At 67.9% G+C, this 10,317-nt stretch carries 5 protein-coding genes; all 5 read right to left on the bottom strand.

The features are described 5' to 3' along the window. Positions 1-18: 18 nt before the first annotated feature. Complete coding sequence (locus MRBLWO13_RS14525; RefSeq protein WP_341974751.1) at positions 19-1,596, bottom strand: Rieske 2Fe-2S domain-containing protein; 1,578 nt, start codon at positions 1,594-1,596, stop codon at positions 19-21. Positions 1,597-1,668: 72 nt separating this feature from the next. Beyond that, on the bottom strand, positions 1,669-3,777 hold the full coding sequence (locus MRBLWO13_RS14520; protein WP_341974749.1) for a molybdopterin oxidoreductase family protein: 2,109 nt from the start codon (positions 3,775-3,777) through the stop codon (positions 1,669-1,671). Further along, complete coding sequence (locus tag MRBLWO13_RS14515; RefSeq protein ID WP_341974747.1) at positions 3,774-5,396, bottom strand: FAD-dependent oxidoreductase; 1,623 nt, start codon at positions 5,394-5,396, stop codon at positions 3,774-3,776. The genes MRBLWO13_RS14520 and MRBLWO13_RS14515 overlap by 4 nt, the downstream gene beginning before the upstream one ends. Before the next feature lie 2 nt (positions 5,397-5,398). Then, positions 5,399-6,802 (bottom strand): nitrate/nitrite transporter, encoded by a 1,404-nt coding sequence (locus tag MRBLWO13_RS14510; RefSeq protein ID WP_341974746.1) that lies wholly within the window; start codon positions 6,800-6,802, stop codon positions 5,399-5,401. 205 nt (positions 6,803-7,007) lie between these two features. Next, positions 7,008-10,283: a DEAD/DEAH box helicase gene (locus MRBLWO13_RS14505; RefSeq protein WP_341974744.1), complete on the bottom strand. Its 3,276-nt coding sequence runs from the start codon at positions 10,281-10,283 to the stop codon at positions 7,008-7,010. Positions 10,284-10,317 lie beyond the last annotated feature (34 nt).

Here is a 10,317-nt window from a genome sequence, read left to right as displayed (position 1 = left end):
GGAACGCGAACCTGCGGATCAGACCGCCGGACGCAGCGCCTCATCGGTGACGTCGTCGATCTTCGTCGAGCGGATCGCGTGACCGCTCGTCGACAGGCAGCGACCGGTCTTCAGGTCCCACTTCCAGTCGTGCATGCTGCAGGTGAGGATGCCGTTCTCATCGACCTTTCCGGTCTTCGTCAGGTCAGCGCGCAGATGCGGGCAGCGGCGCTGCACGATCCAGTCGCCGACCTCGGCGTCCTCGGTCTGATCGGTCTGCTCGGAGTACCAGTTCTCGACGTACTCGATGCGGTCGACCGAGAGGCACTTGAGGAAAGTCGTGAGGAACTCGTTGAACTTGCCGCTGCGGCCCACTTGGAACTGCATGGACAGGAAGATCGAGTTCGACCAGTCGATCTCGTGGTCGCGGATGTTCGTCGAGACGAGATCGGCGGGGATCGTGTACCAGTAGATGCACTCCTCCCCCGCGTATTCCCGGACCTTCGCGCGGGGGAAGTCGACGACCATGTCGAGGTCGCCGATGCGGAACCGCACGCATCCGCCGACACCGAGACGGATGGTGCGCGACTTCTTCAGCAGCGGCTCCCACCAGGTCTTGAGGGCGTCGAGCATCTCGGCGGGCGGGATGATCTCCGCGCGCGATGCCTCCTCGTCGCGGATCTCCTGCTGGCGGCTCGCTCGCTGCGCTTCGAGGTACTCCCATTTCTCGTCGAAGACGTGCGCGATCTCGGCATCCGTGTAGAGGGACTGCTCCGTCGAGACCTCACCGTCCGCAACGGTCACCACAGTGCCGGGGACGAACAGGTGTCCGTCGTACTGCGGCGTCAGTTCCTTCATGTGCGCGAGGAACTGCTTCTGATCGGTGAAGATCGACTCGCCGTTCCTGCCCAGCCCGTTGAAGTCGAACAGTTCGTCACGGAGGAACATCGGCGGGCCCGCCATCGGGAAGACGTGCGGAGCGTCGACCTTCTCGATGTAGTACATCGCGCGTTTGTTCTGCGCATCGCGCTTGAGCTGGGCGAAGTTCTGCTTGGCGTCCAGCGGCAGGTCGTAGACCATCGGCCACCAGATGGCACCGGACACCTGCGTGAAGTACGCGTCCGGCGTGCCGAAGTCCAACAGCTTCTCCAGGTCGAGCGGGTGCGAGTCGTTCTGGTTCAGCACGGACCCGGTGCCGTCGTCGACGCTCAGCGAGGAGTCGCCGATCGGTCCGTCGCTGGGCGCACGCAACGGGGTGATCATGATCTTCAGGTCACCGCGCTGGATGACCTCGCCAGCGGGCGCGTAGGTGATGTTCTCGTAGCCGAGCGCGCGGATGTCCTTTTCCAGGTCATCGATCGGGTACTCCGGAAGAAGCACTTCGATGTCCTTGCGGATGTACCGCTCCAGCAGCTTCGGGTCGAAGTGGTCACGGTGACGATGCGAGATGTAGAGGAAGTCCGCTTCGCGTCCGAAGCGCTCCCAGTCGAGGCCGCGGTTGTCGGGAAACGGGAACCAGGAGCCGAAGAAGGAGGGCCCGAGCACGGGGTCGCAGATGATGTTTCCGCCGGTCGTCTCGATGAACATCCCGGCGTGGCCGAGTCCCGTGATCCGCATTGCGCTCCTTCTGAAGTGGACCGCTCGATTCTACCCAGGCCTCTCTGTGCGCCCGCGGAGACCGAGCCGGGATCAGGGTGCGCCGTCGATGGCGGCGTGAATCCGCACGACCGCCCTCTTGAACTCCGGCATCGACGACAGCGGGTCGGTGGCGTCGCTGGTGAGGAGGTTCGCGCTGTGCTCGTCAGGGAAGTGGAACGGCAGGAACACCGTGTCAGGGCGGATGCCGGTGGTCGTCGTCACCCGTGCGCGGACCACGCCGCGGGCATTGGACACCTCGATGTCGTCGCCGTCCGCCAGACCGCGATCGGCGGCCGTCGCCGGGTGCAGCGTCGCCTCGAGCCGTGGGCGCGCGGCCATCAGCTCCGGCACGCGGCGCGTCTGAGCGCCGGACTGGTAGTGCTCGAGGAGTCGGCCGGTGATGAGCGTGAGCTCGTCTCCGGTCGCTGCGGACTCGGCAGGGCGCGCGACCGAGACGGCGACGATCCTGGCCAGGCCGTCGGGATGCGCGAAGCGGTTCTCGAACGGCCTCGGGGTGCCGACGGAGCCGACCGGGTACGGCCAGTACGCCGCGATTCCCTCGTCGAGCAGTGCATGGCTCAGGCCGGAGTAGTCCGCGATGCCACCGGCTGATGCGCGGGCGAGCTCGTCGAAGACATCCGCCGGGTTCAGGTCGAAGCGTCCAGGTGCCTCCAGCCGTCTGGCGAGCTCGGCCATGATCCACAGTTCGCTGCGCGCGCCGGAGGGCGGATCGATCGCCCTCCGGCGCCGGATGACGCGCCCCTCGAGGCTCGTCATGGTCCCTTCCTCCTCGGCCCACTGCGTCACCGGGAGCACGACGTCGGCGAGCCTGGCGGTTTCGGAGAGGAAGAAGTCGCAGACGACGAGCAGCTCGAGGCTGCGCAGTCGTTCACGGACGTCTCCGGCGTTCGGTGCCGAGACAGACAGGTTCGATCCGTGCACGAGGAGCGTGCGGATGCCCTCAGGAGAGCCGATGGAGGCCAACAGCTGCACCGCCGGCAGCCCGGGTCCTGGGAGGTCGTCCGGATGCACACCCCACACCGCCGCCACGTGTGCCCGCGCCTCTGGGTCTGTGATCTTGCGGTAGCCGGGTAACTGATCGGACTTCTGGCCGTGCTCGCGACCGCCCTGACCGTTCCCCTGTCCGGTGAGCGTGCCGTATCCCGAGTCCGGCTTACCGGGCAGGCCCAGGATGAGCGCCAGGTTGATGGCGGCGGTGGCGGTGTCGGTGCCGTTGACATGCTGTTCCACGCCGCGACCGGTCAGGATGTAAGTGGGCAGTCCCGAACTCAGCCGACGCGCCACCTGCCGCAGCACGGGGACCGGCACGCCCGTCACCTGCTGCACTCGCTCCGGCCACCAGCCGGCGACCGAGCGACGGAGCGCGGCGAAGCCGACCGTCCGCTCGCGGATGTACTCGGCGTCGTGGAGCCGCTCGGAGATGACGATGTGGATCAGCCCGAGCAGCAGCGGGAGATCTGTGCCGGGGGCCGGCGCGACGTGGATCCCCTGGTCGTCGTCCGTCAGACGTGCGGTGGAACTGCGGCGCGGATCCACGACGATCAGCCCGCCGGCCGCGCGCGCCCCCTCGATGTGCGACAGGAACGGCGGCATCGTCTCGGCCACGTTCGACCCCAGCATCAGGACGGTGTGCGCGGCGTCGAGATCGGTCAACGGGAACGGCAGCCCGCGATCGGCTCCGAACGCGCGATTCGATGCCGCGGCCGCAGAGGACATGCAGAAGCGGCCGTTGTAGTCGATGCGCGAGGTGCCGAGTGCGATGCGGGCGAATTTGCCGAGCTGGTAGGCCTTCTCATTGGTGAGGCCACCGCCGCCGAACACTCCGTTGGCGTCGGCGCCATGCTGTGCGCGGACGCGGCGGAGCGTCTCGGCGACGAGATCGAGGGCGTCGTCCCAGGTCGCGGGCCGCAGCTCGCCGTCGTCGTTGCGGACGAGGGGATGCATGACGCGGTCGGCCGCGTCGAGCAGGGTCGACGACGTCCAGCCCTTCTTGCAGAGCCCGCCCCTGTTCGTCGGGAACGCGCGACCTTCGACGGTCAGACGAGGATCGTGATCCGGTGTTCCCGGCAGCTTCGGCAGGAGCGTCATCGCGCACTGCAGGGCGCAGTACGGGCAGTGGGTCTCGACGCCGGCGGTCATGCGGACGGCGCCAGAAGCGGCGAATCGAAGCGCTCGATGAGCTCGGCCAGACGGCCCTTGCAGCCGCCGCATCCCGTGCCGGCGCGGGTGTCCTTGCCGACGCACGCGACCGTGGCGTTCCCTGCCTGGACGGAGGCCTCCACACGCTCGACGGTGACGCCGTTGCACCAGCAGACGGTCGCGGTCGGCGCGAATGCGTCGCCACCTGTGCTCGGGTCGTCATCGGGACCGTCGAGACGCAGCAGGAGCGAGCGGTCGGAGGGAAGCTCGCCCCCGCGCTCGTAGAGCACCGTCAGCTCTGCGGCCGTGCGCGGCATCCCCACACTGGCGAACGCCTCGAGGACTCCGTCTCGCGAGACCATCTTCACGTAGCGGCCATGCTGCGGATCAGCCCATTGCGCCACGTGCCGATGCGGTCCGGACTCCCCGTAGGGCGGGGTGTCCCAGAGTTCGATGCTGACGTCGCCGACCGCGACCACGTCGACGCCTTCGCCCTTCAGCATGACGACCGCCGGGCGCTCCACCGGCGGACCGTCCTGGAAGGATCCGCCGTCGGCTTCCGCACTGAGCTGCGCGGCCAGCCATTCGGCCTGGCGCCAGCCCGGTCCGATGAGTCCGGACGGCGCGCCGGGCAGGCGGTCCCCCGCATCGCGGACGAGCTCGGGATCGACGACATGCGCGCAGTCGCCGATGGCGTAGACGTCGGGATCGGTCCACGAGCGCAGTGAGCTGTCGACCACGACGCCGGCCGCGGTGCGGAGCCCCGCCGCCGTGGCGAGTTCTGCCCTCGCGCCCACGCCGCACGACATCACGAGCAGATCGCCGCGCACATAGTTTCCATCGGCGGTGACGAGTGCGTCGAAGCGGCGGACACCGGCCTCCTCCGCATGGAAGGCGACGGACTCGGCGACGCTGTGCGCGAGCACGGCGACACCCGCGTCGCGCAGACTTCTGGCGAGCACCGTACCGGCACCGCGGTCGAGGTTGCGCGGCATCGGGGTGGGACCGTGATGCACGACGCAGACCTGCGCCCCGGCGCGGGCGGCGAGGAGGGCGAACTCCAGGCCGAGCACGCCGGCGCCGAGGACGACGATGCGGGCGCCGGACCGGATGGCCGACCCGATCCGGTCGGCATCCGCCAGGTCGCGCAGCACCGTCACGCCCTCCGGCAGTGCGGGGTCGGCTCCGATCACGCCGGCCCCCGCACGTGCCAGTGCTGCGGCGTCGTATGCCCGGCGTTCGACGCCGACGAGCGTCGGGATGTTCGATCGCGCGCCTGTCGCGAGGACGAGCCGGTCGTACGACAGCAGTTCACCGGTCGAGAGTTCGACCTCGTGCTGCTCTCGGCCGATGCGGACGACTCGGGTTCCGGAAAGGACCCGGGCTCCCGCCTCGACGATCTCGGCCGGGTCGTGCAGCACGATGTCGTCGAACTCGGCATTTCCGACCGCCACCTCGGCGATGAGGACCCGGTTGTACGGAGCCTCCGACTCCGCACCGACGACGGTGAGTTCGATGCTCCCCGATCGCACGCCGGGCAGCAGCTCCTCGCAGAACCGTGCGCCGACCGGGCCGAATCCGACCACGACCACCCGCAGCGCTGCATCCGGCGCCGTCACAGTCAGACCTGACGCTGGGCGAGCGATGCGCGGGGCACCACGTACATGACGACCGTGAGCGTCAGCAGCAGGAGGTAGGCGATGCCGAAGCCGACGAAGGCGGGCTGGTAGCCGCCGGATGCCTGTTGCGAGGCGTTCAGCACCTGCGGGATCACGAACCCGCCGTAGGCGCCAATCGCCGAGATCAGTCCGAGGGCAGCTGCGGCCTTGCGCTGGGTCGCTCCGATGTCGGTCATGCCGGTGGCCGCGGCGCGGGCGAGGAACACGCTGGGGATCATCCGGTACGTCGCGCCGTTGCCGATCCCGGTGGCCGCGAACAGCACGAGGAAGCAGGCGAGGAACAGAGAGAACTCGTTGAGCGCGAGAACGCCGATGATTCCGAAGGCACCGGCCGCCATGACCGCGAATGCTCCGATCGTCACCCGCGCTCCGCCGAAGCGATCAGAGAGCCGGCCACCGAGCGGACGGAACAGCGAGCCGACGAGCGCGCCGAGGAAGGCGAGCGACACTCCGGCCGCGCCGATCTGAATCGCGGAGAACTCGGGGAACTGATCGGCGATCAGCTTCGGGAACACGCTCGCGAACCCGATGAACGAGCCGAACGTGCCGATGTAGAGCAGCGCGAGCAGCCACAGGTGCGGTTCGCGAAGGGCAGCGGCGGAGCCGGCGAAGTCGGCCTTGGCGGACGACAGGTTGTCCATGTACCGCCAGGCGCCCCAGATCGCGATCAGGATCAGCGGCACCCAGATCCAGCCGGCCAGCGGGAGGAGAGTCACACCGGCGACGGCGGTGACGACGATCGGCACGACGAATTGAGCGACGGAGGTGCCGAGGTTTCCGCCGGCGGCGTTGAGGCCGAGCGCCCACCCCTTCTCCTTCTGCGGGAAGAAGTAGGTGATGTTCGCCATCGAGCTCGCGAAGTTGCCGCCGCCGAAGCCGGCGAGGGCCGCGATCGCGAGCATCGCCCAGAACGGCGTCTCCGGGTTGCCGACGGCGAAACTCAGCAGAATGGCGGGGATGAGCAGCAGCGCGGCCGACACGATCGTCCAGTTGCGCCCGCCGAATTTCGGCACCATGAACGTGTACGGGAAGCGGAGCGTCGCGCCGACGAGGCTCGGCAGCGAGATCAGCCAGAACGTCTCGGCGCTGGTGAAGGCGAAGCCCGCTGCCGGGAGCATCACGACGACGATGCTCCACAGCTGCCAGACGATGAAGCCGAGGAACTCGGCGAAGATCGACCAGCCGAGGTTGCGACGGGCGATCGAGCGCCCTTCCGACTCCCAGAAGTCGGTGTTCTCGGGGTCGAATCCGTCGATCCAGCGCCCTGGACGACGCGTGAGCGTGGTCGAGGAGGCCGTTGCGATGCCGGAGGTGTCGATGGGGTGCGAGGTTTCAGTGCTGACCATGCGGGCTCCCTGTGTTGGACGAGCGGTGCGATCGAGCGGGGGTCGACCGGATGCGGGGCATCCGGGGGGCTCGAGACCGATGCTAGGGAGCGCGTGTTTCGGCACCCCGCACCGCGAGTTACCGCTGTGTCACTTCCATGTCACGCCGGTCAGCGCCGCGGCGTTAGCGTCCCGTCACATGCCGGAAACACGTCGGCTGCACGAATCAGGAGTCGAACAGACCGCGGATGTCGTCTGCCGTCAGCGCCTGCGCGAAAAGCGCTTCGTCGTCCATGACGGCGGTGAACAGCCGCGCCTTGCGCTGCTGCAGGGCCAGCACCTTCTCCTCGATGGTTCCGCTCGAGATCATCCGGTAGACCATCACCGGCCGGGTCTGACCGATCCGGTGCGTACGGTCGATCGCCTGAGCCTCGGCTGCCGGATTCCACCACGGGTCCAGCATGAACACGTAGTCGGCCTCGGTCAGCGTCAGCCCGAACCCGCCGGACTTCAAGCTGATCAGGAACACTGGCTGCTCTCCCGACCGGAACCCGTCGATGACCTGCTGTCGTTTGCGCGTGGAACCGTCGAGGTAGGCGTAAGGGATTCCGGCCTGCTCCAGACGTGCGGCGGCGAGAGCGAGGAACGAGGTGAATTGGCTGAACACCAGAGCGCGGTGCCCCTCGGCCTGCAGCTCGATGACCCGTTCCAGGAGCACGTCCAGTTTCTGCGAGCCCAGTTTCGCGTCGGCTTCGTCGACGAGACCGGGCGCGAGACTCAGCATCCGCAGCATCGTGAGCGAGCGGAAGACGATGAAGCGGTTGCGATCGAGATCTGCCAGCAGCCCCAGCACCTTCTGCCGCTCACGCTGCAGCACCACGTCGTAGAGGGCGCGATGCGCTGGACTCAATTCCACCTCGAGCAGCTGCTCCTGCTTCTCCGGCAGATCGGGTGCGACGAGTTCCTTGGTGCGGCGCAGCATGAGCGGACGGATGCGACGGCGCAGCCGCTCGATCCTCCGCTGCCGGTACTCCCCGCCCTCTTCGTTCTCCGGGACCTTGCCCTTCTCGATCGGCTGGATGTACTCCTCGCGGAACTTCCGCGCCGACGCGAAAAGACCGGGCGCCGCGAGCTTGAGCAGCGCCCACAGCTCACTGAGGCTGTTCTCCAGCGGGGTGCCGGTGACGGCATAGGTCACGTCGGCTCGGAATCCGGCGATCGAGCGATGCAGCTTCGTCTTCGGATTCTTCACGAACTGCGCCTCGTCGAGAATGAGCCCGGCCCATTCGATGTCGGCGAACTCCCTCTCGTCGAGCCGCGCGAGCGTGTACGACGTCACGACGAGGTCGGCTTCGGCCGCAGCCTCGCGGAGAGAGTCGTCGCGCTTGCCTGAGGTGCTCTCCAGGATGCGCACCCGCAACGACGGCGCGAATCGTTCGGCCTCTGCGTACCAGGTCGCGAGCACCGACGTGGGAGCAAGGACCAGGAAGGGGCGACGCTCCCCCGACTCGCGCGCATGCAGCACGAGTGTCAGCAGCTGCAGCGTCTTGCCGAGCCCCATGTCGTCGGCGAGAATACCGCCGAGCCGGTGCTGCCAGAGGAAGGCGAGCCAGTCGAACCCGGCCTTCTGGTACGGCCGCAGTTCGGCCTGGAGTCCGCTCGGGAGTGGACTCGGGGGTACCTCGGTCGCCGCCCGCAGTCCGTCCGCCGTCGCACGCCAGCTGACGGCAGGAAGAGCCTCGTCGGCGAGATCCTCGAACTCCTCCCAGAGATCGGTCTGATAGCGGCTGATCCGCGGTCCGGTCTCCCACTCGTTCAGCTCGGCTGCCTCGTCGATCAGTTCGCGCAGCTGGTCGAGGGCTCGATGGTTCAGCGAGAAATAGCTGCCGTCGACGAGCAGGAGCTTCTTCTTCCCTTTGCTGAGCGCGGTGAACAACGGCCCGAAGGGAATATTGCGTCCGTCGATCTTGACGATGACACCGAGGTCGAACCAGTCCGGATCGGTGCTCTCGACCGTCGAGACGGTGATCTCCGGATCACCGGTGAGTTCCTGATAGGTCTTGCGCTTGTCTGCGACGACGAGAACCCCGTGCGCCTCGAGCCCCGGTACGACGTGTGTGACGAATTCGGCAGCGTCGACGTCTGCGAAGGACCCTGATTCCGCGAACGGCTCGCCGTACTGCTCCTGCCAGAGCGTCTCGAGCACGCGACGGCGTTCGATCTCGAGGGTCTGGTCGCGCACCGCATCCGCCGACGGAGCGAACGGTACGCGGCCGTGCCCCTCATAGGTCCACTCGAAGGAGAACTTCACCACATCGCCGCGATGGAACGAGAGGACCAGCGTCGGCTGCGGGAGCGGCATGACCGGCAACTGCACGGCTCCGACCGCCTCAACCCGCACCCTTCGCGCCAACGCCGGGTACACGTCGTGCAGGAAAGCCGCCTCGTCGGCGGCCGGGACGGGAATGGACCCAGCTGCGTCGAGCAGGGCACGCACCGGATCGCTGAGCGGGACCTCGGCGAGAGTGACCTCGATGCGACTCCCCCGCACAGTCGCCACATAGACGCCGGAGTGCCCGATGGCGTGCACGGTCGCTGACGGAACTTCACTGCCGTCGATGACGATGTCCGCGTCGACAGCGAGACCGCCATCATCTGCGCGGGTGACGCGGGCGGAGATCGACCCGGAATCGGCGAGGGCCACCGTCGTGCTCTTCAGGCTCGGTACCAGCGGGATACCGGCGGCCGATCCTGCGCGAAGGTGCGCCCAGAGCAGATTCGATTCGATCTGATCCACGATCAGCCATTCGCCGGCGTTTCCGGAGAGCAGCGAATCGCGGGCGATGCTGAGGAGGTCGGCGAACCAGCGGGTCTGAGTCCGACCGAACTGGATCGCATCACGACGCACGACGTCCCACGCGGCATGGCCTTGGATCCAGGCGCCGGTCGAACTGCTCCGCATCAGCGGACGGATGCCGAGGAGGAGCTCCCCTTCCGCCTTCGCGACGTCTCGCGCGGTGGCGGACCTCACCGGACGCGGTGCCCAGTGGTTGTCGCCTTTGGCCGCGCGGTGACGCAGCTCGACGCCGAGGGCGAGCGGCACCGTTCGATCGACCGCCGTGCGGCCGAGGAGCGACTTCCAGGCGGGTGCGGAGGGCTGCGGAGGCTGCGACGGCGGTACCGTCAGCGCCGCAGCGCGGTCCGCGTCGGCGCCCGTGTTCGACGACAGCAGCGTCGCCACGACGTGCTTGCACCCGGAGCGCAGCGGGCAGGTGCACGACGTCGATCGGATCGCCCGCTTGCCGCCGGTCGGTGAGAAACGCACCTCTGTGCGGTACGGAGTGTCGTGGCTTCCGCGCACCTGAGCACCGAGTTGCTGGGTCTCTTCATCCCAGACGACCCGGAGCACGTTCCCCTCGCGGAAGTACGCGAGCCCGCGCTTGTAGCCGCCGGCATCCGTGATCCGCAGGAGATCTCGGAGATCGACGTGGGGTGCGGACATGGTTTCATCCTCCCCACCGCATCCGACATCCGGA

Source organism: Microbacterium sp. LWO13-1.2 (assembly GCF_038397725.1).
GTDB lineage: Bacteria > Actinomycetota > Actinomycetes > Actinomycetales > Microbacteriaceae > Microbacterium.
This window is presented reverse-complemented; position numbering and strand designations above follow the sequence as displayed.

What these genes read in the sequence shown, in the direction of transcription:
- MRBLWO13_RS14525 (WP_341974751.1), bottom strand. Translation starts at nt 1,596, where the DNA reads ATGCGGATCACGGGACTCGGCCACGCCGGGATGTTCATCGAGACGACC.
- MRBLWO13_RS14520 (WP_341974749.1), bottom strand. Translation starts at nt 3,777, where the DNA reads ATGACCGCCGGCGTCGAGACCCACTGCCCGTACTGCGCCCTGCAGTGC.
- MRBLWO13_RS14510 (WP_341974746.1), bottom strand. Translation starts at nt 6,802, where the DNA reads ATGGTCAGCACTGAAACCTCGCACCCCATCGACACCTCCGGCATCGCA.
- MRBLWO13_RS14505 (WP_341974744.1), bottom strand. Translation starts at nt 10,283, where the DNA reads ATGTCCGCACCCCACGTCGATCTCCGAGATCTCCTGCGGATCACGGAT.